Genomic DNA, 25,321 nt, shown 5'->3' on the forward strand with positions numbered 1-25,321 from the left:
CGACCTGATCCGCAACTACGTGTTCATGTGCCTGCCGACGCGTGGCCAGCACGTCTACGACACCGCCTGGCCGATCGGGCGATTGCCATCTGACCTGGGCCCGAGGAGACCGATCCGGGTACCGCGTCCCGCGACTGGACGTTGCTGCACAACGCGCTGGCCGCGTTGCCGCCCACCACCTGGACCTCCTATTCCGACCTGGCCGAACTGATTGGCTCGCACGCTGTCCCGGTCGGCGTCCACCTGGCCACTGTTCCGGTGCTCAACGCCCACCGGGCGCTCACCAAGTCCGGCCAGGTGTCCGATGGTTTCCGCTGGAGCGATCCGGACGATCAACGAGACGTCCACGATGTTCTGCGGGCCGAAGGCATCGAGTTCGACGAGTCCTCCCAAGCGGCCGCCGACCAGCACATCAACGCGCGTGAGCTGGCCGAGCTGCTCGACCTGCCCGGTGGCATGGGCCTGGCCGAGACCGAGTTCACCGAACGGAGCCCCGGCATGGTGGAGGAGCACGAGCAACGGTTCGTCCACCAGGTCAACGAGTACAGCGGACCGCAGGCTGCGGGTGCGGTGCAGCGCGTGCTCTGTGGCCAAGCTGGAGCTGTACCCGTCGATCAAGAACACCCAGCTGGCCAACACCGCGGTCTTCGACGCCGTCCTCGCCGTGCGGAGTGTGATCTTCGGTCAGGTGTGCCTGCCGTGTTCGAGACGGAGGATGACGAGCGCGGCTGCGCCGATCGCGCCGATCCGCCAGGGATCGAGACTGACTCGCCGCAACGCTTTGAATGTGGTCTTGAGCAGGGAGTTCGCCCGTTCGGCGATGGCATGCACGCCGCGGATGACCTGGCTGTACGCCTTCTGCTCGTCGGTGAGCTGGGCGTTCTTGGGTTTCTTGACCGGGGTGCGGATGGCCGGGCTGAGGTTCTCATAGCCCAGGTCGGTCAAGGTGAGAAGGCCGGTTTCGGTGGCCGCCTGGAGACGGCCTCCCTCTTCAAGGCGATCCTGCACCGATGTCCCGCCTTCCTTATGGGAGGGCGGGACCTTTCGCGTTGTGCTGGACGTTCTCGGCCGCAGCACAATATACCGGCCGTATACCGGACCACCTTACTATTGGGAAGGGCAGCTGCCTTATCGAGCAGCAGGTCTACAGTTCCGCATCTGGATTACCCCAGGGCAACAAAAGAAAAGGGAAGGGAACCTGCATGCGCTTGACGACGAGAATTGCATCGTTGGCAACTGCCGCGATCGCCATGCTTTCCATCGTACCTATATCGCCATCGGCCGCCCAAGCCTCCGCAGCTAGTAAGCCACTATATCGAGCGGGCTCGGAAGTATCGGCTGCTGCCGATTGCCAGGATGCGTATCCATTCCGCCTGCGATCCCGGGGGACTGGGAAGTATGTCGCTATAGAGTACGGATACTCCGGAGATCGCAATGCGATGCTGCGAGCTCGTGCCGATTACGACCAAGCCGCCGTATTTACTATCTGCTACGTGGATGGCACTTGGTGGGGGATGCGGTCGGGGGGAAGGTTCGTCACAGCGGAAGTGAATTATCCGGGCGCATATGACGGTATGCTTCGTGCCCGGTCATCCACGATCGGCTCCTGGGAGCAGTTCGACATCCGGTGTTTGATCGATTACCCCAGAACAGACCTATGCGAAATACGGTCTAGGGGCACAGGTCTTTACGTCACAGCGGAGGTAAATTACTCCGGAGGCGACGACGGCATGCTTCGCGCCCGGTCATCCACGGCCGGCTCTTGGGAGCAGTTCTATCGCGAGTAACGTGACGGGCTCTGGCGGCGATCCCGAGCTTCCGTCGGCGGTCTCGCGCGGGTGATGGCACTGCCCGGCGTCCAGGCGATCCTCCCGGACTGGCTCCGAACGAGCGAGCGGAAGACCGGCCAGCGGTAGCCCGAGCGGGCCGTACAGCACGACGCCTCCGTCCTCCCTGGGAGGGCCCCCGCCCCCGATGTCTGCTGCCCGCCGCCGCGATCGACGGCAAGGCCCTGCGCGGTGCCCGGACCGAGAGCGGTGGGTCTTCCTGGTCGGCGCGATCGCCACGACAGCGGCGCGGTGCTGGGCCAGTGCCAAGTTCCCAGTTAACACGGTGAAGGCCCGGCCGCCCGGCAGCTACTGGTGGATCTGAAGCCGTCCGGCATGGTCCTCACCCTGGGCGCGCCGCACACCACCAAGACCACTGCGACAGGTGCAGCGCGGTCTCCCGGCGGACGTCGAGCACGGCGGCCTCCTGGCCCCGGACATGGGTGAAGCCCCTGCTAGAACTGGTCTTTGCGAAGAGATCAAGTTCACAGCGAGAGGCTTCACTTGCGTCAACGGGTGGCTGGAACAGGTGCCGCTCGGGCTGCGCGTCACTGGTGAGCGCGGCTCGTTATCTGCCTCGCTGGACCACTGCCAATGCCTGGATGATCTGGCGGAGCACGTCGGCAAAGATCAGCTAAAGGGGGTCCTGGCCCAGCTTGGGCCACTACATCCTCGCGTCATGAATAAAAGGAGCCCCGGCTCCTGGCACTGCCGGAGGCTGGGGCTGCTTTCGGTGGACGATACAGGGATTGAACCTGTGACCTCTTCCGTGTCAGGGAAGCGCTCTCCCGCTGAGCTAATCGTCCGTGTTGAGTTGTCACATGTTGAGTTGTCACTCAGAGCGGAAGACGGGATTCGAACCCGCGACCCTCACCTTGGCAAGGTGATGCTCTACCACTGAGCCACTTCCGCGTGGCGCTGCTTGCTCTTTACCTTAGCGGATCCCGGAGGGTCCGCCGTCCGCCCGAGGTGGAGACGGGATTTGAACCCGTGTGGACGGCTTTGCAGGCCGCTGCCTCGCCTCTCGGCCACTCCACCAGGAGTGTTGAACTCCGAGCGGAAGACGGGATTCGAACCCGCGACCCTCACCTTGGCAAGGTGATGCTCTACCACTGAGCCACTTCCGCGTGTCTCCGGCGAGGTGCCGGTCCACGGGAAAACCATATCGTCTTCGCGGAGTGCCCGGCGCGTCCTGCCCGCGACAGGGCCGGGTTCCGGCGTTTTCAGCGTGATCCGGCGTGGGACCGAGCAGCCGACCGGATCACGCGGACGTCCTTGGCCATGACGAACGCGATGCGGTGGCCGAGCTGGATCTGGTGGAAGCGCTGGTCGCCCTGGACGCTGACGTGCCGGGCCGGGACGAAGGAGCCGGTCGCCTGGTAGGAGCCGGGCACGGTGAGACCGAGGGAGTAGAACTGGCCGGGGCGGATCACGTACGGGAGGGCGACCTCCTGCTGGTAGGCGGCGCGCGTGCCCCGATAGGCGGATCGTTCGGGGTAGGCGCGGCCGTAGACCCTGACGCGCCCGTCGATCGGGGTGACCAGCGGGCCCCTGGCGGGCACGGCGGTGGGCCGGTCGGGCGGGTTGCGGAACCACGCCTTCTGGCCGAGATACCAGATGGCCGTCCAGTCGTCCTGGGTCCCGGCGAGGGCGAACCGCTGGCCGGTCGAGGCTCGCGCGCTGTGGTCGTACACGCTGCGGGTGCTGGGCTGGCCGACCCGCTTGCCGATGTCGTCGATCAGCGGGGCGTCGGCGCGGGGTTCGGTGCGCAGCCACACCGTCGAGGCGCCGTGGGGTTCGCAGCCGGTCTTGGAGCAGCCGGTGAAGCGGGGCCGGTGGGTCTCGTAGTCGGGCCGGATGACGACCGAGGTGCCGCGGCGGGAGCCCTCGATCGGGTGACCCATGAGGTCGAAGTAGTGTGCCCAGTCCCAGTAGGGGCCGGGGTCCTCGTGCATGCCCGGCAGGGCCTCGGGCGTGGTGCCGGGCACGGTGTCGTGGCCGAGGATGTGCGCCCGGTCGATCGGGATGTCGTAGCGGGCCGCGAGGTAGCGCACCAGCCTGGCCGACGCCCGGTACATCGCCTCGGTGTACCAGGTGCCGCCCGTGGCCAGGTAGCCCTCGTGCTCGATGCCGATCGAGCGGGTGTTGACGTCCCAGTTGCCGGCGTGCCAGGCGATGTCCCCGGTCCGCACGTGCTGGGCGACGTGCCCGTCGCGGGAGCGGACCGTGTAGTGCCAGCTCACGTACTCGGGGTCGTGCACGAGCTTCGGCAGGCCCGCGTAGGCGCCCTCGGTGTCGTGGATCACGATGTAGTCGACGCGCCGCGCGCGGTCGAGCCGGTCGTGGTTGCCGTAGCCACCGCCGCCGGTGCGTCGGTAGGCGGCGGGCATCCACTCGCAGGCCAGCGCGGCGGGGCACTCCGTCTCTTGGGCCGGGTCCGCCCGCGGCGCCTGGCGCGCGTCCGGGTCCGCCCGGGGCGCCGGGCGCGCGTCGGGATCCGGCTCCAGCCGGATCCGGAAGCCGTCGTCCGTACGGCGGGCCGCGCCCTCCCGGATGACCGCGAACACCTCGTCGGCGAAGGCCCGGGAGCCCGAGTAGCGGGTGACGGCGTCGTGCCAGTCGGCCGGGTCGGCGCTGCGGTGCGGCTGGTAGGAGGCGAGGACGGCGGCGCCGCCCCGGATGTTGGCCGCCGGGTCGGAGCGCAGCCTGTCCGGGGGCAGCCCGGTCAGCCGCGCCGCCTCCCGCACCGTCGCCTGCCGGGAGACGGGCGCCGCGGGCGATGCGGGCGACGCGGGCGCCGGCGGTGCCGGGGGCGCCGCGTGTCCACCGGCTCGCGCGGCGTCGGTGTCCACGAGATGCATCGGCCCGTAGCCGCCGCCCACGCTCGGCTCGCCGGCGTTGCCGTCCCAGCGGGACTCCAGGTAGGAGACGCCGAGCAGCACGCTGACCGGCACGCCGTAGTCTCTGGCCGCAGCGGCGAACTCGGCCTGCCTGCCGGGCTGGCTCGGCCCGGCCAGAGCGCTCGCGGCCAGTCCGGCGACGACCCAGTGCAGCATGAAATACCCCCACGTAGCGGCTTTGCTCGATCACCCGCCGTAACCATTCCCAGAAAGGGATGTGTCAGACGTGACGGATGATGCGGATGAGGCCGGCCACGGTGACGGCCGCCGACCGGTGCTTGGCGAAAGGTTGGACACGTTCGGGAGCCCACTAGGCGCTAATCCTGCCCGATTTCGGGCAGGACCTTGGCATGTCTCGTCTCTCATGCGTAGTGTCCTCGTCTGTGTCCATGGCACGGCATCCCTATGAGGACCTCATCGCCCATCTGGCCCGCACCAGCGGGCTCGGCTCGGGCGAGGCGGCGCGCGTGGTGGCCGACGTGCTGGCGTACTTCTCCGAGCCGGTCGAGGAGTTCGTACGGCGGCGTCATTCCGAGCTGAAGGCTCACGGCTTCACCAACGACGAGATCTTCCCCAGGGTCGCCGCGGAGCTGCGGGGCCGCCCGGTGGCGGCGCCCGAGCTGTCTCTGCGGCAGCTGCGCCGGATCGTCTACGGATAAGCGGACAGAGGAGACCTCGGATGTGCGGAATCGTCGCCTACGTCGGATCGAAGGACGCGGCGCCCATCCTGCTGGAGGGCCTGCAGCGGCTGGAGTATCGCGGCTACGACTCGGCGGGTGTCGTGGTGTCGAACAAGGGCCTCAAGCTGCGCAAGGTCAAGGGCAGGGTGGCCGATCTGGCCAAGGTGATGCCGGCCAGGTTCAAGGGCGGCCTCGGCATCGGTCACACGCGCTGGGCGACCCACGGCGTCCCCAGTGACCTCAACGCGCATCCGCACCTGTCGACCGACGAGCGCATCGCGGTCGTGCACAACGGCATCATCGAGAACGCCGACGAGCTGCGCGCCAAGCTGGTCGCCGACGGGGTGGCGTTCGTCTCCGAGACCGACACCGAGGTGCTCGCCCACCTGATCGCCCGCACCGCCGAGGAGACCGAGACGCTGGAGGAGGCGGTCAGGAAGGCGCTCAAGAGCATCGTCGGCACCTACGGCATCGCGGTGATCGACGCCCAGCGGCCCGGGGAGGTCGTGGTGGCGCGCAACGGCAGCCCGATCGTGCTGGGCATCGGCGAGAAGGAGATGTTCGCCGCGTCCGACGTGGCCGCGCTGGTCCGCTACACGCGTCAGGTCGTGCACCTGGAGGACGGCGAGCTGGCCGTGCTCAAGGCCGACGGCTTCCACACCTTCGCCAGCGACGCCCGCGAGACGGCCAAGGAGCCGCTGACCGTCGACTGGGAGGCCGGCCACTACGACACCGGCGGTTACGAGCACTACCTGCTCAAGGAGATCTCCGAGCAGCCCGACACGGTCTCCCGCACCATGCGCGGCCGCCTCGACGAGCGCTTCCACATCGCGCACCTGGGCGGGCTCAACATGGACGCCCGCGAGACCCGGTCCTTCCGCCGGGTGAAGATCATCGGCTGTGGCTCGGCCTACTACTCGGGCCAGATCGGCGCCCAGCTGATCGAGGAGCTGGCCCGCATCCCGGCCGACGCCGAGCCCGCCAGCGAGTTCCGCTACCGCAACCCGGTCGTCGACCCCGACACCCTGTACGTCGCGATCAGCCAGTCGGGCGAGACCTACGACACGCTCGCCGCGGTGCAGGAGCTGAAGCGCAAGGGCGGCCGGGTCATCGGCATCGTCAACGCGGTCGGCAGCGCGATCGCCCGGGAGGTCGACGGCGGCGTCTACCTGCATGCCGGGCCCGAGGTGTCGGTCGCCTCCACCAAGGCGTTCACCTCCACGTCGCTGGCCTTCGCGCTGCTCGCGCTGCACTTCGGCCGGGTGCACGACCTGTCGCCGGCCGACGGTCGCCGCATCTGCGAGGGGTTGCGCAGGCTGCCCGGGCAGATCGAGGAGATCCTGGCCCAGGGCGACAAGATCGCCGAGCTGGCGCAGAAGTACGCGAAGTATCCGAGCATGATGTTCGTCGGCCGGGTGCGGGGCTACCCCGTGGCCCGCGAGGGCGCCCAGAAGCTCAAGGAGATCTCGTACGTGCACGCGGAGGCCTATCCGGCCAGCGAGCTCAAGCACGGGCCGCTCGCGCTGATCGGCCCCGAGATGCCGACGGTCGCGATCGTCCCCGACGACGAGCTGCTCGACAAGAACCTCACCACGCTCGGCGAGATCCGCGCCCGTGGCGGCCAGGTGCTCATGGTGGGTCATCGCGAGCCCGACGCGAAGCTGGCCGACGACGTGATCGTGGTGCCCCGCAACGAGATCGAGCTGGACCCGATCCTGCTGACGATCCCCCTGCAGCTGCTGGCCTATCACGCGGCGGTCGCCCTCGGCCGCGATGTGGACAAGCCGCGCAATCTGGCAAAGAGTGTCACAGTTGAATAAATTCATATGGCACGATGGCCACAATCCGACAAACTTCTCGTTATTCCTGGAATAGCGACTTAAGCTCCTCGTGTGGTCGAGTTCGATCCTCAGGCTCCCAACCTTGCGCGAATGTACGACTACATGCTCGGCGGCGATGACAACACCGCCGTCGACCGCGAGGTGACCGACCGGCTTGCGGCCCTGTTCCCGCAAGCCGTTCCACTCGCGCGGATCAACCGGGAGTTCCTGCAGCGGGCGGTGCGTTACCTCGCCCAGGCCGAGGTCGGCCAGTTCCTCGACCTGGGCAGCGGCCTGCCCACCGGAGGGCACGTGCACGAGGTGGCCCCCGGCGCCAGGGTCGTCTACGTGGACCACGACCCGGTCGTGGCCACCCGGGCCAGAGATCTGCTGGAGGAGTCGGGCCGGGCCGTCCTGGTCCAGGCCGACCTGTTCGACGCGGGCGAGGTGCTGGAGCGCGCCTCCGCCTACCTCGACCTCGAGCGGCCGGTCGGAGTGGTGCTGGCCTCGGTGCTGCACTTCGTCCCCGACTCGGCCGATCCTCAGCGGATGGTGGCCAGGCTGCGCGACGCGCTGGCGCCCGGCAGCCATCTGGTGATCACGCACGCCACCTCGGTCGGGCGGCTGAGCCCCGAGGACGCGGCCAAGGTGATCTCCCGTGGTCCCTCCGCCGCCGGGGCCGACCGCACCCCGGCCGGCATCAGGACGTTCTTCGGTGACTTCGCACTGGTCGAGCCGGGCCTGGTGAACGCCCCCGACTGGCGTCCGGACCGGCCGAGGCTGGTCGGCGAGCCGTCCACGTCGTCCTACCTCCTGGCCGGCGTCGGCGCGAAGCGGTAAGTCGGGTTTCCGGGATCAGGGGTTGCGGCGACCCCGGCGTGTGACCGTACGTGATGTGTTAATAACCTGTAGTAAGAGGAGGTCTTGCCGCATCTCGGGGAGGCACGTCATGCGCCGACGGCACTTCTTCGCGCTGGGACTCGGCGTCGCGGCGTGCGCGGCGGGGTGCGGCACCGAGCGCGGCGTGCCCGCGAGGCCGCGGCAGCCGTTCTCCGTCACGGCGGCCACCGACCGGCTGGAGGGCGTCGTCCAGGCGCTCGTGCGGGCCGGCGGCCGGGCCGGATTCACGGTGTCGGCCCGGCCGGGCGGGCCCGGAGCGGCCACCCCCATCACCGTCACCGGGCTGTCCGTCCTGGCAGCCGCCGAGCTGAACGGCCGGCCCGGCCTGCTCGACACCACGACCCCGCTGGCCAGGCTGGTCGGCGACGTCGAGGTGGTGGTCGTGCCCGCCAACTCGCGGTTCAAGGACTTCGACGAGTTCGGCGCCCACCTGCTGGCCCGGCCCGAGCAGACGCTGCTCGCCGGCGGGCCTCAGGGAGAGCCCGACCACCTGCTGTTCGGGCTGATCGCGCGGGGGCTGGGCGCCGACACCCGCCGGGTCGACTACACCGGCTATCCCAGTGCCGTCGGGGCGGCCACCGCGCTGCTCGGCGGCCGGGCCGCGGCCGCCGCCGGCACGCTCCCCGACTGGCGCGGCAGCATCCGCATGGGGCTGGTCAGGCCGCTGGCCGTGTCCAGCGCCCGCCGGGTCGAGGGCATCGACGCGCCGAGCCTGCTGGAGTCGGGGGTGCGCGTCGACTTCGCCGACTGGTGCGCGGCGGTCGGGCCGACCGGCATGACCGAGGAGAGCCGCGCCTCGGCCCTCGACCTGTGCGAGACGGTCGCCGATTCGGCGGCCTGGCAGACCACCTGCCGCGTCCGGGGATGGAGCTCCATCCCGCTGGCGGGTGACGACTTCACGGTGTGGCTCGGCTCCGAGGTCGGCCGGACCAAGGCGGTGCTCCGCGATCTCGGCCTCGTCAACACGCCGGGCACGACGTGCTGGGGGAGTTGCGGAAACGGCCACTGACGGCGGGTGCCGCGCGGGGTCCCGTGGCCCAGCCGTCCCGCCACGTTCGGCTGAGGCCCGGCCACGGCGGTAAATGCGTGGCGTGGCCGATGATCACCCGGTTACCGTTGAGGACATGCAGCATGACGGCCCTGAGCGATCAAGGCCGCGGACCACGGTCTGACCGGCGGGAATGGCGCCCCCTGGCTGGATCCGGTCCTTCGTTCCGGGTCCGGCCCACGCCAGCCGGCCCGGGGCCCACGCCGCTCTGGCCCAACTGGCAGAGGCGCCACATTCAGGATGTGGAGGTTCGGGGTTCGAATCCCCGGGGCGGCACCCTCGGACGCGCTCAGACCTGGACGACGCGCACACCCGCCGCGCCCTGGCCGCCAGCAGCCGGCCGACCGCCGCCTCGCTCTCCTGGTGGGCGCTCGCCCCGTGGCCGGTGTCCAGGGCGTTGTCGCGAGGGCGCGCGGGACGACAAGCAGTACTGAAGCGCGCCGTTCCGGCTTCCGTCAGCCCTCGTGCGCGGACAGTGATCGGCCCTGTGCCGTCATGGTCTGCCGGTGGGCGAGTTCGCCGCGCTTGCCGTACCAGGCGCTCCACCCGCCGAGGAGGAGTACGGTGCCGATGAGCAGCAGCGCGGACAGGCCCGTCATGACGTCCACGGGCAGCAGGTAGACGAGGGGGATGCGCAGTGCCGACTCGACCAGCAGGGCCGCGGCCCAGGTGAGGGTCATGACCACGTACACCCGGCGGAAGCCGGGCTCGGCCTGGTAGAGCGCTTCCCAGCGGGCGGCCGTCCGAGAGTCCTCCGCGCCGAAGCGCTTGGCCATGCCGAAGGCCGCCGGGCGGCCGGTGAGGCAGGTGCCGGCGAAGACGAGGGCGACGACGGCGGTCGTGACTGACTTGACGGCGAGTAACAGGCGCTCGTCGCCGGTGACGAACGAGAGGATCAGGCCGAGGCCGAAGATCAGGCACATGAAGGCGGCGAAGCCGTCCAGCCTGCGCTCCCGGATGCCGACGTAGCCGACCCGCAGCATCCCCGCGGACGCCGCCGCGAGGAGGGCGGCGTACTCGTCGATACGCAGCATGCGCAACAGGTAGTAGGTGGCGACCGAGGGGAGCACGTCCCACAGCAGTACGTTCAGCACGGAGCGGTTCATGCGAAGATCCTTTCCAGCCAGTCGGAGATGCGGGCCAGGGCCAGGCGCTGGGCGCCCGACTGGCAGTGGGCGTCGGCGCCCTCCGCCTCGGTGAATTCGATCAGAGTCTTGTCGCAGGTCAGGTGTTCGTAGAGCGCCTCGGGCTGGCCCTGGAAGGCGAAGTCGCCGGAGGCGGAGCAGACGAGGGTCGGGCAGGTGATCCGCTCGGCGACGCCGTCGCCCAGGTGATAATCGAGCAGCGAGGTGAGGTAGCCGCGGGGTGAGGGCGCGCCGAAGGCCCAGGTGCCGTGGGTGAACGCCCACCGCATGGTGGGGTCGTGCTCCATCAGCGCGCTCAACTGCTCGTCCGCCTCCGGACGGCTGAGCGCCTGAGCCGCGGCGGACCGGTCCCCGCCGAAGCGCGCGGCGACGGTGTGTCCCATGTCGTAGACGCCGTCGAATGCGATCAGCGCCTTGATCCTCGGGTCGAAGGCGGTCGCGCGGGGCGCGAGCATCCCGCCCATGCTGACGCCCAGCAGCGCCACGCGTGAATCGTGCACGTACGGCTCGGCGAGCAGGAAGTCGAGCACCGGGCCGACCACGTGTTCCCAGTCGGGCCTGAACACCAGCCCCTCGCGCAGGCCGCCCGGCTGTCCGGGACCGTCGAAGGTGAGCACGTTGAAGCCCCGCTCCCACAGCGCGGCCGCGGCGAAGAAGTGGCACTCTTCGGCGCTGCCGTCGAAGCCGTTGTGCATGACGACCGTCGCGCCACCGGTGCCCCGGTAGAGGTAGCCGGGCAGCGTGGTGCCTTCGTAGGGGATCTCGGCCCGCTCGATGCCCGACAGGTCGGCGAAGGCGCGGAAGCAGGTCACCTGCCCGGTGTAGGCGGCGTCGATGCGTGGGTCCGCCGGGTCGCCGTGCAGGAAGAACTCCGCGACACGGTAGTAGTTGGAGGCGCGCAGGAACCCGTCCCGGGCGCTCACCCGGTGCCCGGCCGCCAGGGAGCCGGCCGCCTCGGCGGCCACCCGGTCGGCCGTGGCCAGCCACTCGTCGTGCCAGCTGTCGTAGTCGCCTTCGGTGATCCGTTGCGAGGTGGTCAGCACCTCGCCGAAATCGGCGCCACCGTACGCGATGTGACCGAACGAGCGGAGTGTTTCGTACCAGAACGTGGGGTCGTTCTCGAAGATGATCGGGCGCACTGAGGCATCCTTAATGCGAAGAATTTCGCTTCAAGGTAGGCCATGGACGGGCTTAACGCAAGATGGTTCGCGTTAAGATGGCGGCATGCAACCTGCACGCAGGCCGGGTGGCCGCAGCGCGAGAGTCCGTACGGCGGTGCACGAGGCTGTGACGGGCCTGCTGGGCGAGTCCGACTGGGACAGTCTGAGCATCGCCGCGATAGCCGAACGATCAGGCGTGCACCAGGCGACCGTCTACCGGCGCTGGGGCACGCTGAGCGCGCTGATCGACGACGTGGTGACCGAGCGGCTCTCGCGGGCCTCGCCGATGCCCGATACCGGGTCGCTCCAAGGTGACCTGGAGGCCTACGCGATGCGGCTGGCCGAGGACGTGGCCGGGCCCTTGGGCGTTATGTACGTGCGGGCCGCGCAGGTGGGCACCCGGGCCGACGACCCGCCGGTCTACATGGCGGACCGGGCGGCACAGATGCAGGTGATGCTGGACCGGGCGGTGGAGCGGGGAGAGCGACCGCCGACCCTGCTGGAGTTGCTGGAGGTGGTGATCGCGCCGATCTACTATCACGCCATCTTCTTCAGCCGCCCGGTCGGGACCGAGCACGCGAGGTCGCTTGTCGGGCGGCTGCTCAGCCTGCCGGTCAGCGGTCCACGATCTCGTTCTTCCCGATGACCACGACGCCCTCCCGGGTCACCGCGAAGCGGGTGCGGTCGTAGTCGAGGTCGAAGCCGATGCGGGCGCCGTCGGGGATCACCACGTTCTTGTCGATGATGGCCTTGCGCACCACCGCGCCCCGGCCGATCTTGACGTTCTCCATCAGCACCGAGTCCTCGACCAGCGAGTGGGAGTGCAGCACCACCTTCGGCGACAGGATCGACCGCAAGGCCGTGCCGCCCGAGACGATCACGCCGGGGGAGACGAGGGAGTCGATCGCCCGGCCCACCCGGTCGCCGTCGTTGTGCACGAACTTGGCGGGCGGCAGCGGGTCGTGACCGGTGTGGATCGGCCACTTGTCGTTGTAGAGGTTGAAGATCGGGTGCGCCGAGATGAGGTCCATGTGGGCCTCGTAGTAGGCGTCGAGCGTGCCCACGTCGCGCCAGTAGCCCCGGTCGCGCTCGGTCGAGCCGGGCACCACGTTGTGGGCGAAGTCGTACACGTCGGCTCCGCCCGACTTGACCAGCATGGGGATGATGTTGCCGCCCAGGTCGTGCTTGCTGGTGGGGTCGAGGGCGTCCTCACGCAACGCGTCGATCATGGACTGGGTCTTGAACACGTAGTTGCCCATCGAGGCGAACACCTCGTCGGGGGAGTCGGCGAGGCCGACCGCGTCCTTGGGCTTCTCCCGGAACGCCACGATGCGGCGCCCCTGTGGGTCGGTCTCGATCACGCCGAACTGGTCGGCCAGCGACAGCGGCTGCCTGATCGCGGCCACCGTCACGTCGGCGCCCGAGTCCTCGTGCTGTTCGAGCATCTGCCGGGGATCCATCCGGTAGATGTGGTCGGCGCCGAACACGATCACGTGATCGGGCATCTCGTCATAGATCAGGTTGAGGTTCTGGAACAGGGCGTCGGCCGAGCCGGAGAACCAGCGCGGGCCCAGGCGCTGCTGCGCGGGCACCGGCGTCACATAGTTGCCGAGCATCGCCGACAGCCGCCAGGTGCGTGAGACGTGCCGGTCGAGGCTGTGGTTCTTGTACTGGGTCAGCACGACGATCTGCAGGAAACCGCCGTTGGCGAGGTTGGACAGCACGAAGTCGATGAGCCGGTACATCCCCCCGAACGGCACGGCCGGTTTGGCCCGGTCCGCCGTGAGAGGCATGAGCCTCTTGCCCTCTCCACCAGCCAGCACGACCGCAAGCACCCTCCGGGACCTCATGTCCAGGACGCTACCCCCAAATCGCCGATCTATCGACGAAACCCCGCACTGGCTCTCTTCTTGGGCGGCCGCTCCGGGCAGGCGGCCCTGGTGAGCGGCCACGCGCCCCGCGCCACCCGTCCTGCGGGGTGGATATTTACCGGCTTGTCGGTGTGCTCGGGCACCCGGGTAGCTCGTAAGGTCGTCTCATGCGTGTTGATCTGCTCAGCCGGGAGTACCCACCCGAGGTGTACGGCGGGGCCGGCGTCCATCTCGAGTACCTCGCCCGGGAGCTACGGCGGCTGGCCGACGTCCGGGTGCGGTGCTTCGGGGCCGACCGCGACGAGCCCGGCGTCGCCGCCTACCGGGTGCCCGCCGCGCTGGAGCCGGCCAACGCCGCGCTGCAGGTGCTCGGGGTGGACCTGGAGATGGCCGCCGCCTGCGAAGGCGCCGACCTGGTGCACTCGCACACCTGGTACGCCAATTTCGCCGGACATGTCGCGAAGATGCTGTACGGCATCCCGCACGTCGTCACCACGCACAGCCTCGAACCGCTGCGCCCGTGGAAGGCCGAGCAACTGGGCGGCGGCTACACGCTCTCGTCCTGGGCCGAGCGCGCCGCGCTCGCCGCGGCCGACGCGGTGATCGCCGTGTCGGAGGGCATGCGGCGCGACGTGCTCGCCGCCTATCCCGAGATCCCGCCCGGCCGGGTGAGCGTGATCCACAACGGCATCGACACCACCGAATACGCCCCCGATCGGGGCGACGACGTCCTGAACAAACACGGCGTCGACCCGCGCGTCCCGTACGTCGTGTTCGTCGGCCGGATCACCCGGCAGAAGGGGCTGATCCACCTCCTGCACGCGGCGCGGGAGTTCGCCCCCGGCGCGCAGCTCGTGCTCTGCGCCGGCGCGCCCGACACACCGGAGATCGCGGCCGAGGTGACCGAGCTCGTCCGTGACCTCGGCCAGCGGCGCGAGGGCGTGGTGTGGATCTCCGAGATGCTGCCCAAGCCCGAGGTGATCCAGTTGCTCACGCACGCGACGGTGTTCGTGTGTCCCTCGGTCTACGAGCCGATGGGCATCGTCAACCTGGAGGCGATGGCCTGCGAGACGGCCGTGGTGGCCACGGCGACCGGCGGCATCCCCGAGGTGGTGGCCGACGGTGAGACGGGGCTGCTGGTGCCGATCGACCAGGGAGCCGACGGCAGCCCGCACGATCCGGCCCGGTTCGCCGCCGACCTCGCCGAACGGGTCAACACGCTGCTGGGCGACCCGGCTCGGGCCCGCGCCATGGGCGAGGCGGGCCGGGCCAGGGCCGTCGAGCACTTCTCCTGGGAGCGCATCGCGCGGCGCACCCTCGACCTCTACACCTCGCTCACCGGCTCCGCCACAGGGTCGCCCGGGTGAGCTCGCCCCCCACGGCACCCTCCACGGCGTCCCCCACAGCGCCGGCCGCGTAGACCTCGGTGGTGCCGGGGCGCCAGGCGAGCGCGGTGACCTGGCCGGCCAGCCGCTGGCTGGTCCACCGGCCGCCGGAGTGACGCAGCAGCCGTGAGCCCGTCGAGTCGAGCACCCACAGGCCGCCCCGGCCGTCGGGCTCCGCCTGCGCGAACGTGCTGCCGAGCGAGCCCCAGTCGCACCGCCACCCGTGGCCGTCCCAGTGCAGGGCGACCGGCCGGTGGCGTTCGAGCGGCTCGTTCTGCTCGTCGAACCTGCCCGGCACCAGCCACGACACCCCGCCGACCGCCCACACGTCGCGCGGGCCGAGCACGGCCACGTCGTTGAGGTGGATCCGGGGCGACTCGGCCGCGGGCGGCAGGCCCAGCTCGGGCACGCCGACGCGCTGCCAGGCGGAGCCGTTCCACCGGGCGGCCGGGCCCGCCTCCCGCAGCGGGCCGCTGACCGTCCACACGTCCGTGTCCCCGCCGCCCACGGCGCCCGCCGGCGCGGGCAGCTCGTGCGCCCGCCAGGCGGAGCCGTCCCAGGACAGCGCCTCCGTGCCGTTGACCGCCCACGCGCCCCGGGCGGCGGTGCCACCGGTGCCGATCGTGCCGGCGGACCGGCCGGTGAGCGGCGACGAGACGAACGTGCCGTGCTGGAGGCCGCCCACCAGCCCGGCCTGGCCGTCCGCCAGCCCGAACACCCAGGCCTGCTCGGCCGAGGTCGCGCCCAGCGCGGTCACGCGCACGTCCGGCAGGGGGTAGGCCCGCCACCGGGCGCCGTCCCAGCGGCGCAGCCCGGCGAACGCCGTCTCGACGGTCCCGCCGCTCGCGCGCTGGGTGAAGTGGGTCGTCCAGACCGCGCCGTCGCCGCCCACGGCGAGGTCGCCGAAGCCGCCGTGGTCCCGGTCGGTGGAGACCGCGCGCCAGGTCGTCCTGACCGGCCTGGCGCGCAGCCGGTCGGCGCGGGCCGGTGGCTGGACGCAGCGGGCCGGCCGGGCGGCGAGCGGCGGCAGCGTCGGGCCCGGCACGGGCACGGGCGTCAGCGATCCGGCGGTCCCCGTGGGCGAGGTGCCCGGCGTGGACGGGGACGTGGATGCGGCCGGGGTCCGCGCGGGCGGCTGGACGCAGGCGGCCGCCAACGCGATCACGGCCGTGGCCGCTCCCAGCCTTCGGGCCGCGCGCGGCCCGCCGGCCTCCCCGAGAGATCTCATGCTCCCGCACGATAGGCCAGCGTGGCCCCGGCGTCTTCTGCCGCTCAGGTCGGCGGAAGATCCACTAGGTCTGCGAAATGTAGTGAAGGATCACGTTATGTACGTGGTGGGCCTTGTTGTCGCCTCGGAAATCCACCTCGTACGTGTGCGTCCCGACATGGACGGCGATGGAACCCGACGAGAAGAAGCCGCCGGCGAACGACTTGTTGCTCACCACGCTCACCGCGGAGATCTTGCCGTAGGGGATGCTGGTGAGCGCGATCCGCTTGCCCACGAACGACTTGTCCTGCACGATGACCCGTCGATCGGTCAGTCCGAGGAAGCCCGTGCCCGCCCCGATCGCGTCGTACACGGCGAGGATCCGCTCGCCCTGGAGCAACCCGCTCTCGATCTGCTTGAGCTGTTCTTTCCGGTCGTAGGGGATGTCAGCCATGCCAGGAGAACGAGCAGGACGGGGCGTGGCGTTCCATGCGCGGCATTTGGGTCTTGTAGCCGACTGGATAGGGGATCACCCTGAACGGCAGGAGGCCTGAGATGTCGCATCCGCTCGGAGTCAGTCGCCCGGATCTCACCGTCACCGACCTGCCCTCGCCCGAAGAGGTGTTCAAGGTCTCCAGGATCGGCCCCAAGGAGCTGTTCAAGTACGCCGTCGGCCCGAGCCTGATCGCGCTCGGCATCTCGATCGGCAGCGGCGAATGGCTGCTCGGCCCGCTCAGCGTCGGCCAGTACGGCTTCGTCGGGGTCGGCTGGGTCATCCTGGTGTCCGCCCTGCTCCAGACGTTCTACAATGTGGAATGCTCCCGCTACGTGCTCGCCACCGGCGAGACGCCGGTCGTCGGCTGGGGACGGGTGCCCCCGGGGTGGAAGCTCTGGATCCCGCTCTCGGTGCTCGTCGTGATCTTCGCGTTCATCGCGGGAGGCTGGGCCGCCTCCGCCGGTCAGGGCGTGTACGCCCTGTTCCATGGCGAGCCCCCGCCCGTGGGCGCCGAGGAGCCCCGGCTGTGGGCCATCGCGCTGCTCGTGCTGGTCTTCCTGATCACCGCCTCGGCGCGCCGGATCAGCCGGGCGCTGGAACTGGCCAACTGGGTGATGGTCGGCGCCATCCTGATCGCCCTGCTCGGCATCTGCCTGTTCGTGGTGCCGCTCAGCCAATGGTGGGAGGGCATCCGCGGGTTCGTCACCCCGGCCGCGCCGCCGAGCGGGATCACCGCCACCCAGCTCGGCGGGCTGGCCGGCTTCACCGCGCTGGCCTCCGGCCTCAACTGGTACGTCATGGGCCACTACCGCGACAAGGGCTACGGCATGGGCTTCCGGGCCGGATACATCTCGGGCCTGCGCGGCGAGCGCACCGAGATCCTGGCCAGCGGAGTGACGTTCCCGGACGACGAGCGCAACCGGAGCATGTGGCGCCGGTGGTATCGGCTGCTCATGGTCGACATGTGGGGAGTGTTCTTCGTCGGCGCGATCCTCGGCATGCTGCTGCCCACGCTGCTCATGTCGCAGGCCGTGGCCATGTCGGGGGAGCGGCCGACGCGGGCCAACGTCCCCACCTTCGTGGCCGCCGCGCTCGGCGACGAGTACGGCCAGGTCATGTTCTACGTGGCGCTCGTCCTCGGCGTGCTGGTGCTCTTCTCCACCCAGCTCGGCATCTTCGAGGCCATGGTCAGGGTGACGACCGACGCCGCGCACGCCACCAGCCCCCGGTTACGCGCCCTGGTGGAGGGCGACCCGCGCCGCTTCTACTACCCGTTCATGATCGTCCTGCTGATCGTGATCTCGATCATCATCCACTTCTCGCTGCCGGTCGGGCTCGTGGAGTGGTCGGCCAACATGTCGAACCTGGGCGCGCTGATCTACCCCTTCCTGCTCATCTACCTCAACAGCAAGCTCCCGCGCCCGGCCCGGCCCCGCCCGTGGCACTACGTGATCCTGATCCTCAACTTCCTGTTCTTCGGCTTCTTCTTCGTCAACTTCATCGCGGACTTCGTCGGCGACCCGCTGGTGACGTTCTAGCGTTCGGTTCCGGCGCTCAGGCGTGCAGGATCCGCGGCTCGTGACGCACGGGGAAGTTGACCGAGTTGGCGACGAAGCACATCCGGTTGGCCTCGTGGTGCAGCTCGACGGCCTTGTCGTGCACCTCGGGGGCGGCGATCGTGACCGTCGGCCGCAGCGTCACCGACGTGAAGCGGCCGGCGCCCCCGGACTCCTCGGCCATCGTGCCCTCGGCCTCGTCCACGTAGGAGGTCACCACGATGCCGTTGGTCGCGCACAGGTGCAGATACCACAGCATGTGGCACTGCGAGACTGACGCGACCAGCAACTCCTCCGGGTTCCAGCGGGCCGGGTCGCCCCGGAACGCCGGGTCGGAGGAGCCGTGCACGGCCGGCTTGCCCTCGGCGGACACCTCGTGGTCACGGCTGAAGGCCCGGTAGCCGGAGGTGCCCTCGCCGAGGTTGCCGGTCCAGGTGACGGTGGTGTGATAGCGGTGTTCGCGGCTCATGCCACCATCCTGGGGCATCGCGACCCGTGGCGATCACCGGGGGCCCGCGCCGCGCGGGCTCGCTCGGCGGGGGCTCCGGTCAGCGGACGGTCTCCAGCGTCATGACCCCGGTGGTCAGCGGACGGTCTCCAGCGTCATGACCTCGGTGGTCAGCCGACGGTCTCCAGCACCACGGTTCGGTGGTCAGCCGACGGTCTCCAGCACCACGACGGGGATCTCACGATCGGTCTTCTGCTGGTAGGCGTCGTAGTGGGGCCAGGTGCCGTTCATCAGCCGCCACAGCTCCGGCCGCTCCTCCGGGCCGGCCGTACGGGCGCGGGCTGTGAACCTCTCGCCCTTCACCTGCACCTCGACCTCGGGGTCGGCCAGCAGGTTCTTGTACCACTCGGGGTGGTCGGGGTCGCCACCCTTGGAGGCCACGACGACGTGGTCGTCACCGTGCCGCTGGTAGATGAGCGGCGTGGTGTAGGACCGGCCGGAGTTGCGGCCTTTCGTGGTCAGGAGCAGGACGGTGGTGTTGTTCCAGTCGTGCCCCTCCTGGCCGTCGGTCTGCTGGTAACGCTGGACGTGTTCCTTGCCATAGAGCATGCCGGAGAGGCTACCCGGTGACGGCGTCATGTCACGATCATCGCCGGGCTCCGCACGGGGGCCGGCCAGGTGTCCGCCGGATGGCGGGGCGGGGTCACAGGTAGGAGCGGGCGGCCGTGACCAGGTCGGGGGTGGCGTCACGGGTGTCGACGTAGAGGGCGGCGCCGGGGGTGCGCTCGCGGACGTCGCGGTCGCGGATCGCGAACACCGCCGGGGCCGCGCCCACCTCGCCGTAGCGGGCGGTGACGGCGGCGGAGACGGCCCGTCGCACGTCGGCGACCACGCCGGCCGGCGTGTGGCCGGGCCCCGAGGCGGCGAGGTAGCCGAGCATGGCCGCGAACCGCAGCTCGGCGTCGGCCACGGGCCGCTGCCGGGGGATCACCGGCCGGTCTAGCCAGAACACCTTGCCGGCCAGGAACGCCTCGTAGCTCACGCCGTCATGGTCGAGGGTGCGCGCCGTCTCCGCGAGCAGCTCGCCGAACCCGGCGAGGTCGGCGCCGGGCGGCAGATCCGTGGTGACGAACAACGGCACGATCAGCGAGTCGAGCATGTGACAGATCCCTCCGTGAGGAGGCTCATCGTAGGGCGCGGCACCGACAATCCCACGGGACTCCGGACCGTGTCGTCAAGCGGGAGCCCCTGCCGGAGACGGTGAGGCTTTGGCACTCTCATGGGCTTAACGGTCCGATCGGAGACGGTATGAGAGAGGCGCGAGCGTCCCACGCCGGCCGGAGAGCCCGTCGATCCCGTGGCGGCTCGCGGAAGGAGACCCGCGATGAAGATGCCCGTCGTGAACCAGTGTGAGGCGGAAGCCTGCGTCTACAACCGTGAGCGCGTCTGCCACGCCTCGGCCATCACCGTCGGCGACGCGCCGCAGCAGGCGCACTGTGACACGTTCTTCACGGCGTCCGCCAAGGGCGGCGATCCCTCCACCGTCGGACGGGTCGGGGCGTGCAAGGTGGCCGACTGCCGGCACAACAGCCAGTTCGAATGCCAGGCGCCCGGCATCGAGGTGGGCTACGTGAGCAACAGGGCCGACTGCAAGACCTACGCGCCGGTCTGAGCCCCGGAGTTCCCGGAGGCCTCGGCCGCCCGCCGGAGATCGCCTAGCGGTCGATCCACCTGTCCTTCAGGGCGGCGTGGACGACGGAGTCGCGCCAGCCTTCAGGCGTGAGCACCTGACGTGGGACGAGCCCCTCCTCGATCATGCCCGCCGTCAGCATGGCCAGCTGGGCGGGCAGGTTGGCGGGCGCACGGGCGCCCCAGATGCGGCGCAGCCCCAGCTGCTTGAACCCGAACGACAGCAGCAGCTTGATCAGGTCGGTGCCCATGCCCCGGCCCCACTGGTCGGGCCGCAGGCCGAGGCCGATCTCGGCGCTGTGCGGCTGGTCGGCCTCGATGCGCAGGCGGGCCACCCCGATCACGTCGCGGTGGTCGGCGTCAACCACCGCGAGCACGTACAGCAGGCGCGGCTCGGCGGTGGCGGCGCGCCCGGCCTCCTCGACCAGCGCCGTGACCTCAGCGGGTGTCAGCGGCTCGAACGGCATGTACCGCGTGGCCGCCGGATCGCCGTAGATGGCGTGCAGTGCCGCCACGTCGGCCTCCGAGACGTCACGCAGTCCCAGCCGCACACCATCGCACCGCACGAGACGCATGCGCAGAAGTAAACGCGACTTTTGTGATCTCTACAACCCCTTGTCAAGTCGCGAGTTGACTCCCGTAAGCTCGCGCGACAAGTTCGGCGATCGCGCTGTGCGCGCCGAGCGGCGCGGCGTGCCCCGCGTCGACCCCGGCGGCGGCCCGTTCGACCAGGTCCTCGGGGGCCTCGTGCCCGATCAGGCAGGGGGCGATGGCCAGGCGGGCGGCGCCGGCCGCTCGCAGCCGCTGGGCGGCCACCGGCACGCCGGGCTCGCTGTCCAGCGAGGCGGCGACCACGGGCAGGGTGAGTCTGGAGGCCAGCAGCACGGCGGTGGCCTGGACGGCCTGCACGGCCCGCGCCCCGCCGACGGTGCCGAGGATGACCGCGTCGACCGGGCTGCCGACGTTGAGCACGCGCACCCGGTCGGCCCGGGCCAGGCCGCGTTCGGCCAGCCGGATGTGCAGCGCCTCGGCGAGCAGGGGGTGCGGGCCGAGCGCCTCGGTGACCACGGCGCCGGAGCCGCTCGCGGCGACGGCCTTGCCGATGTCCGCCAGCACGACGGGATCATCCCAGGTCAGCAGGGGCACCACGATGGCGTCGCGGTCGCCGGGCAGCGAGTCGGCCAGGTCGGCGACCGTGGTCAGGCGCACCTCGATATGCGGATTGTCGACGCGCACGACGGCCGCGATCTCGGCGGCCACGCCGGAGGCGCTGCCCGGCGCCGCGAGGACGAGAAGGGGGGCGTCCGGCGGCAGGGACGTGGGCACGGGACGGCGGTGCCGGCCACCGCCCGGCCGGGGGGAACGTTCGCGTACAGGCAGGCTCACAGGCGCGCAGTTTATGCCTATTGAGGGTGTCTTGTTCCAGGATTCGGCAGAGATTCAATCACAACGCTCCCGGTGTGGCCGAGATCACATCGTGATGCCCCGAGTCGTTGACTTATCGGTGCGGAACGGCAAACTCAACATCAACTAGAAACGCGTTCTAGAGCGAGTGTCACGCTCCGTCCCCAGAAGGATGGGTAATGAAGCCGTTCTATGTCCGCGAGCTGAGCGTCTACCCGGTGGGCCGGCGACGCATCTGGTTGCTGGCGATCGCCGTGCTGGCGAGCCTGGTGGCCAACTTCGAGACCACGATCGCCACGATCCTGCCGCTCCTGATGGAGGACCTGAGCATGTCGCTCACGGTCTACGGGCAGATCGCGGCCGCCTCCGTGCTGGTCGGCGGGTTGTCGGCGGCGTTCGGCGGCATCCTGTCCGACCGCTGGGGCCGCGTCACGATCCTGGTGCCGACGCTCACGATCACCGCGGCCTGCAACTTCCTGCTCGCCACCGTGGACTCGGTCGGCGAGCTGTTCGCGATCCGGTGCCTGATGCTGTTCATCGAGGGCGCCGGCATCACGATCACCGCGTCGCTGGTCCGGGACTTCTCGCCCCGGCTGGGCCGGGCGCAGGCGTTCGGCTTCTGGACCTGGGGCCCGGTCGGGGCGGCCTTCCTGGCCTCCGCGCTGGCCTCCCTGACGCTGCCGCTGTTCGGCAACGCCTGGCAGTCGCAGGCGATCATCATGGGCATCGTCTCGCTGACCCTGTGCGGCGTCATCATCTGGCAGATCGCCGAGCCGTCCGCGGCGCTGCGGGCCCAGGTCATGCACGCCGAGTCGGCGGTGACCGCCGAGGAGAAGATCGACCCCGGCAAGGTCAGGGAGCTGTTCCGGCATCCCCACCTGTGGGCGCACGTGTTCGGCAACACCGCCTGGCAGGTGCTCTACTGGACTTTCGCGATCTTCGGGCAGACGATCCTGGCCGGCGCGTTCGGCATGGAGACCGCCGCGGCCAACGGCGTCGTGGCGCTCGGCATCGTGGTCAACGCCGTGGCCGTCATCGTCGTGGGCCGCGTGTCCGACCGGCTGCGGCTGCGCAAGCCGTTCACCGCCGTGGGCACCGCGCTCACCATCGCGGTGCTCGCCTACTACATCAGCCTGATCGGGCAGGACGTCTCCGCCGGTCACATCACCGTGGTCTACGCGGCGCTCTTCCTCTGCCTGGGCATCGCCTACGTGCCGTGGATGGCGAACTTCTCCGAGGACGCCGAGGACGTGGAGTCGCGCCTGCAGGGCGCCGCGCTGGGCATCTGGGGCATGGTCGTCCGGATCATGATCGTGGTGCTGCTGGTGGTCTCGCCGATGGTCGTCGAGTCCGGCGGCTGGGGCGCCTGGCTGTGGGTGGCGCTGGGCGGTCAGGCGCTCTTCCTGCTCTCGATGCTCGCCTACAAGGGCGACTGGCGCCGGAGCACGCCGAAGGTCTCGGCCTGACCGTCAGCGGGCCGGCACCACTACCGACCGCGGGTTGCCCGGCGCGTACACGGTGATGCCCTGCGGCAGCGACTTGAGCTTCTCGATCTCGGCGCAGGCGGGGCACTTGTCGTAACCCTCCTGCCGGGCCCGGTTCGCGTCCGCCTCCGCCCTAGCCTGGGCGACCCTCGCCTGGGCCTCGGAGACGGCCGCGCCCGCGGCCAGCGACCGGTCCACCGCCCGCTGCACCTCCGCCGGGAGCGTCACCTTGACCAGGGTGAACCGCAGCCCGGTGAGGAAGTCGCCGCCCAGTGTCCGCGGGAGGTCACGGGCCAGCGAGTCGTTGACCGCGCTCTGCACCTTGACGATGTTGGTGTTGCTGTCGTTCGGCTTCAGCGACGAGCTCTCCAGCAGCGCGCACGACGGGACCAGCTCGCCGCAGCGCATGGCGCCGATCTGGCCGCGCAGCGCGTTGTCGACGACCGGTCGCACCGCCTGGCCGAAGAACGCCGCCCAGCCCTCGTCGCCGTCCCACGGATAGAGCGCGTCGTCGCCCTGCGACCGGAAGGTACGGGTGCCGTACCTGTCGTCGAACGTCTTCAACGTCTCGTGGTCGAGGTTGAGCGTGAAGTACAGGGTGCCCTCGATGCCCAGGTTGACGCCGTCGCTGCTGGGCACCGTCACAACGTCCACCCCGAGGGCGGTGGCCCGCCTGGCGTCGGCGGTGATCGTGTAGAAGCGCTGCTGGGCGGGATAGAGGTGGGTCGAGGACCACAGGCCGGTCCAGGTCAGGCCGGAGCCCGGGGCGATGACCTGGCGCACCTTGTTGTCGTCGAGCGGGCCGCCGTCGCGGATCACGGCGACCTCGCCGCCTCCCGTGCGCTCCAGACCGGCGACGCCTCCGACGAGCAGAGGGATCGTGACGAGCGCGGCGAGGACGAGCAGGGCGATTCTCACAGGGGACCTCCCGCGCGGACGGCGGTGGCAGCCGCCGCCCGCGGTTTCGCGGCAAGATTTCGGAGGCTCGGCCCCTACGCCCGCTGCGGCACCTGGCCGTCGTCGGAGGTGAGGTCGAGGTCGCGGGTCTCCGGCGCGATGGCCAGGCCCACGGCGGTGACGGCCAGCGCGGCCACCACGTAGATCGACACCGCCAGAGTGGTGCCGTACACGTCGAACAGCTTGATCGCGATGATCGGGGCGATTCCGCCGCCGACGATCCCGGCCACCTGGTAGCCCATCGAGGCGCCGCTGTAGCGCAGCCGGGTGCTGAACAGCTCGGCGATGAAGGCCGCCTGCGGGCCGTACATCGCGGCGTGCGTGACCAGCGCGACCACCGCGGCGAGCGCGATCATCGGGAACGACCTTGTGTCGAGCAGCGGGAAGAAGGCGAACACCCAGACCGCGGCCCCGGCCACGCCCGCCAGGTAGACCGGCCGCCGGCCGACGCGGTCGGACAGCGCGCCGAACAGCGGGATCAGCACCAGTTGCAGCGCCGACCCGATCAGCACCGCGTTCAGCCCCACCGAACGCTCCATCCCCAGCGACCCGGTCAGGTAGACGAGGATGTACGCGGTGAAGGTGTAGAACGCCACGTCCACGCCGATGCGCGCGGTGAAGGCCGAAAGCAGCGCGCGAGGGTGCGTGCGCAGCACCTCGATCAGCGGCATCCTGGCCTTCGCCCCCGTGCGCGCCACCTCCGCGAACAGCGGCGACTCCGACACCTTCACCCGCACCCAGAGGCCGACCAGCACGAGCACGCCCGACAGCAGGAACGGCACCCGCCAGCCCCACGCCAGGAACGCCGCGTCGGACAGCGTGAACGACATGACCGTCAGCAGCGCGGTGGCCAGCACGTAGCCGGCCGGCACACCCACCTGCGGCCAGCTGGCGTTGAAGCCGCGGCGGCGGTCGTCGCCGTGCTCCAGCGACATGATCACCGCCCCGCCCCACTCACCGCCGAGCCCGAGACCCTGCACGAACCGGAGCGTGGCCAGCAGGATCGGGGCCGCGACGCCGATGGCGTCGTAGCCGGGCAGCACGCCGATGAGGAACGTCGCGACGCCCATCACCAGCAGCGTCACGACCAGCACGGTCTTGCGCCCGGCCCGGTCGCCGAAGTGCCCGAAGACGATGCCGCCGAGCGGCCGGGCGACGAACGCGACGGCGTTGGTGGTCAGCGCCAGCAGGGTCGCGTTGAGGGGGTCGAAGGTGGGGAAGAACAGCTTGCCGAAGACCAGGGTGGCGGCCGTCGTATAGAGGAAGAAGTCGTACCACTCCAGCGACGTGCCGATCAGGCTGGCGAGGATCACCCGCCGGGTTTGTGGGGTGGAGCCTGACATCT

Annotated in this window: 23 protein-coding genes, 5 tRNA genes and 1 pseudogene; 10 read left to right on the forward strand and 19 right to left on the reverse strand. The window is 70.2% G+C overall.

The features are described 5' to 3' along the window. Nucleotides 1-54: 54 nt before the first annotated feature. The 7 genes and pseudogenes from AC5L3X_RS34805 to AC5L3X_RS34835 all read right to left on the reverse strand — a co-directional run bounded on the left by AC5L3X_RS34805 (nt 55) and on the right by AC5L3X_RS34835 (nt 4,882). Nucleotides 55-624, reverse strand: a complete 570-nt coding sequence (locus AC5L3X_RS34805) for a hypothetical protein (RefSeq protein ID WP_494862810.1) — start codon at nt 622-624, stop codon at nt 55-57. Between the two features lie 60 nt (nt 625-684). Next, nucleotides 685-969 (reverse strand): annotated as a pseudogene (locus AC5L3X_RS34810) (transposase family protein); the annotation flags it as partial. A 1,591-nt stretch (nt 970-2,560) separates the two neighbouring features. Further along, a tRNA-Val gene (locus AC5L3X_RS34815) sits at nt 2,561-2,632 on the reverse strand. 34 nt (nt 2,633-2,666) lie between these two features. Beyond that, a tRNA-Gly gene (locus AC5L3X_RS34820) sits at nt 2,667-2,738 on the reverse strand. A 55-nt stretch (nt 2,739-2,793) separates the two neighbouring features. Further along, nucleotides 2,794-2,864, reverse strand: a tRNA-Cys gene (locus AC5L3X_RS34825). A gap of 17 nt (nt 2,865-2,881) precedes the next feature. Beyond that, a tRNA-Gly gene (locus tag AC5L3X_RS34830) sits at nt 2,882-2,953 on the reverse strand. 96 nt (nt 2,954-3,049) lie between these two features. After that, nucleotides 3,050-4,882 carry an N-acetylmuramoyl-L-alanine amidase gene (locus AC5L3X_RS34835; protein ID WP_494862744.1) on the reverse strand — a complete coding sequence of 611 codons (1,833 nt, stop codon included), beginning with the start codon at nt 4,880-4,882 and terminating at the stop codon, nt 3,050-3,052. 233 nt (nt 4,883-5,115) lie between these two features. On the opposite strand from AC5L3X_RS34835, the gene AC5L3X_RS34840 reads away from it, so the two are divergent. The 5 genes from AC5L3X_RS34840 (at nt 5,116) to AC5L3X_RS34860 (ending at nt 9,450) form a co-directional block, all read left to right on the forward strand. Next, the gene (locus tag AC5L3X_RS34840; RefSeq protein ID WP_494862746.1) at nt 5,116-5,385 is read left to right on the forward strand and encodes a hypothetical protein; all 270 of its coding nucleotides are present in this window, start codon (nt 5,116-5,118) and stop codon (nt 5,383-5,385) included. Between the two features lie 20 nt (nt 5,386-5,405). Next, nucleotides 5,406-7,226, forward strand: coding sequence for a glutamine--fructose-6-phosphate transaminase (isomerizing) (glmS, locus tag AC5L3X_RS34845; RefSeq protein ID WP_189128253.1), 1,821 nt, complete (start codon nt 5,406-5,408; stop codon nt 7,224-7,226). 72 nt (nt 7,227-7,298) lie between these two features. Next, nucleotides 7,299-8,066 (forward strand): SAM-dependent methyltransferase, encoded by a 768-nt coding sequence (locus tag AC5L3X_RS34850; protein WP_494862748.1) that lies wholly within the window; start codon nt 7,299-7,301, stop codon nt 8,064-8,066. A 109-nt stretch (nt 8,067-8,175) separates the two neighbouring features. After that, on the forward strand, nt 8,176-9,135 hold the full coding sequence (locus AC5L3X_RS34855) for a tripartite tricarboxylate transporter substrate-binding protein (protein ID WP_494862749.1): 960 nt from the start codon (nt 8,176-8,178) through the stop codon (nt 9,133-9,135). Nucleotides 9,136-9,376: 241 nt separating this feature from the next. Continuing rightward, nucleotides 9,377-9,450: transfer RNA gene (locus AC5L3X_RS34860), tRNA-Leu, on the forward strand. 179 nt (nt 9,451-9,629) lie between these two features. Here the strand turns inward: AC5L3X_RS34860 and AC5L3X_RS34865 are convergent. Both AC5L3X_RS34865 and AC5L3X_RS34870 read right to left on the reverse strand, forming a co-directional pair. Next, nucleotides 9,630-10,280, reverse strand: coding sequence for a VC0807 family protein (locus AC5L3X_RS34865; protein WP_494862751.1), 651 nt, complete (start codon nt 10,278-10,280; stop codon nt 9,630-9,632). Then, nucleotides 10,277-11,458: an alpha/beta hydrolase family protein gene (locus AC5L3X_RS34870; RefSeq protein WP_494862752.1), complete on the reverse strand. Its 1,182-nt coding sequence runs from the start codon at nt 11,456-11,458 to the stop codon at nt 10,277-10,279. The genes AC5L3X_RS34865 and AC5L3X_RS34870 overlap by 4 nt, the downstream gene beginning before the upstream one ends. An 85-nt stretch (nt 11,459-11,543) precedes the next feature. Here AC5L3X_RS34870 and AC5L3X_RS34875 point away from each other — a divergent pair, with 85 nt between their 5' ends. Further along, on the forward strand, nt 11,544-12,125 hold the full coding sequence (locus AC5L3X_RS34875; protein WP_494862753.1) for a TetR/AcrR family transcriptional regulator: 582 nt from the start codon (nt 11,544-11,546) through the stop codon (nt 12,123-12,125). Here the strand turns inward: AC5L3X_RS34875 and glgC are convergent. Then, complete coding sequence (glgC, locus tag AC5L3X_RS34880) at nt 12,094-13,329, reverse strand: glucose-1-phosphate adenylyltransferase (RefSeq protein ID WP_189128250.1); 1,236 nt, start codon at nt 13,327-13,329, stop codon at nt 12,094-12,096. The two genes, AC5L3X_RS34875 and glgC, sit on opposite strands and share 32 nt — an antisense overlap. A 188-nt stretch (nt 13,330-13,517) precedes the next feature. On the opposite strand from glgC, the gene glgA reads away from it, so the two are divergent. After that, the gene (gene glgA / locus AC5L3X_RS34885) at nt 13,518-14,717 is read left to right on the forward strand and encodes a glycogen synthase (RefSeq protein ID WP_494862754.1); all 1,200 of its coding nucleotides are present in this window, start codon (nt 13,518-13,520) and stop codon (nt 14,715-14,717) included. Here the strand turns inward: glgA and AC5L3X_RS34890 are convergent. Together AC5L3X_RS34890 and AC5L3X_RS34895 are read right to left on the reverse strand one after the other, a co-directional pair. Then, nucleotides 14,686-15,963: a hypothetical protein gene (locus AC5L3X_RS34890; protein ID WP_494862756.1), complete on the reverse strand. Its 1,278-nt coding sequence runs from the start codon at nt 15,961-15,963 to the stop codon at nt 14,686-14,688. The genes glgA and AC5L3X_RS34890 overlap by 32 nt on opposite strands. A gap of 64 nt (nt 15,964-16,027) precedes the next feature. After that, a complete protein-coding gene (locus AC5L3X_RS34895; protein ID WP_189128247.1) occupies nt 16,028-16,396 on the reverse strand; it encodes a PH domain-containing protein in 369 nt (122 codons plus the stop codon). A 101-nt stretch (nt 16,397-16,497) separates the two neighbouring features. Between AC5L3X_RS34895 and AC5L3X_RS34900 the strand changes: the two genes are divergently transcribed. Next, entirely contained in the window at nt 16,498-17,976 is a 1,479-nt protein-coding gene (locus AC5L3X_RS34900) for an Nramp family divalent metal transporter (protein WP_494862757.1), read from the forward strand. A gap of 16 nt (nt 17,977-17,992) precedes the next feature. Here AC5L3X_RS34900 and AC5L3X_RS34905 read toward each other — a convergent pair whose 3' ends face one another. The 3 genes from AC5L3X_RS34905 to AC5L3X_RS34915 all read right to left on the reverse strand — a co-directional run bounded on the left by AC5L3X_RS34905 (nt 17,993) and on the right by AC5L3X_RS34915 (nt 19,601). Continuing rightward, nucleotides 17,993-18,463, reverse strand: a complete 471-nt coding sequence (locus AC5L3X_RS34905; protein ID WP_494862759.1) for an OsmC family protein — start codon at nt 18,461-18,463, stop codon at nt 17,993-17,995. A gap of 183 nt (nt 18,464-18,646) precedes the next feature. Continuing rightward, complete coding sequence (locus tag AC5L3X_RS34910) at nt 18,647-19,051, reverse strand: nitroreductase family deazaflavin-dependent oxidoreductase (RefSeq protein ID WP_189128244.1); 405 nt, start codon at nt 19,049-19,051, stop codon at nt 18,647-18,649. A gap of 94 nt (nt 19,052-19,145) precedes the next feature. Then, nucleotides 19,146-19,601 (reverse strand): hypothetical protein, encoded by a 456-nt coding sequence (locus AC5L3X_RS34915; protein ID WP_494862761.1) that lies wholly within the window; start codon nt 19,599-19,601, stop codon nt 19,146-19,148. Nucleotides 19,602-19,826: 225 nt separating this feature from the next. Between AC5L3X_RS34915 and AC5L3X_RS34920 the strand changes: the two genes are divergently transcribed. Beyond that, on the forward strand, nt 19,827-20,114 hold the full coding sequence (locus tag AC5L3X_RS34920; RefSeq protein WP_494862763.1) for a DUF1540 domain-containing protein: 288 nt from the start codon (nt 19,827-19,829) through the stop codon (nt 20,112-20,114). Between the two features lie 43 nt (nt 20,115-20,157). Here AC5L3X_RS34920 and AC5L3X_RS34925 read toward each other — a convergent pair whose 3' ends face one another. Both AC5L3X_RS34925 and AC5L3X_RS34930 read right to left on the reverse strand, forming a co-directional pair. After that, a complete protein-coding gene (locus AC5L3X_RS34925; protein WP_494862765.1) occupies nt 20,158-20,706 on the reverse strand; it encodes a GNAT family N-acetyltransferase in 549 nt (182 codons plus the stop codon). A 43-nt stretch (nt 20,707-20,749) separates the two neighbouring features. Beyond that, nucleotides 20,750-21,517 (reverse strand): sirohydrochlorin chelatase, encoded by a 768-nt coding sequence (locus tag AC5L3X_RS34930; RefSeq protein ID WP_225264154.1) that lies wholly within the window; start codon nt 21,515-21,517, stop codon nt 20,750-20,752. A gap of 197 nt (nt 21,518-21,714) precedes the next feature. Here AC5L3X_RS34930 and AC5L3X_RS34935 point away from each other — a divergent pair, with 197 nt between their 5' ends. Then, a complete protein-coding gene (locus AC5L3X_RS34935; protein ID WP_494862767.1) occupies nt 21,715-23,001 on the forward strand; it encodes an MFS transporter in 1,287 nt (428 codons plus the stop codon). A gap of 3 nt (nt 23,002-23,004) precedes the next feature. On the opposite strand, the gene AC5L3X_RS34940 is transcribed toward AC5L3X_RS34935, so the two are convergent. Further along, a complete protein-coding gene (locus AC5L3X_RS34940) occupies nt 23,005-23,937 on the reverse strand; it encodes an SPFH domain-containing protein (protein ID WP_494862769.1) in 933 nt (310 codons plus the stop codon). A gap of 74 nt (nt 23,938-24,011) precedes the next feature. Beyond that, a complete protein-coding gene (locus AC5L3X_RS34945) occupies nt 24,012-25,319 on the reverse strand; it encodes an MFS transporter (RefSeq protein ID WP_494862771.1) in 1,308 nt (435 codons plus the stop codon). Between the last annotated feature and the right edge of the window lie 2 nt (nt 25,320-25,321).

The organism is Nonomuraea sp. CX421 (assembly GCF_059358955.1).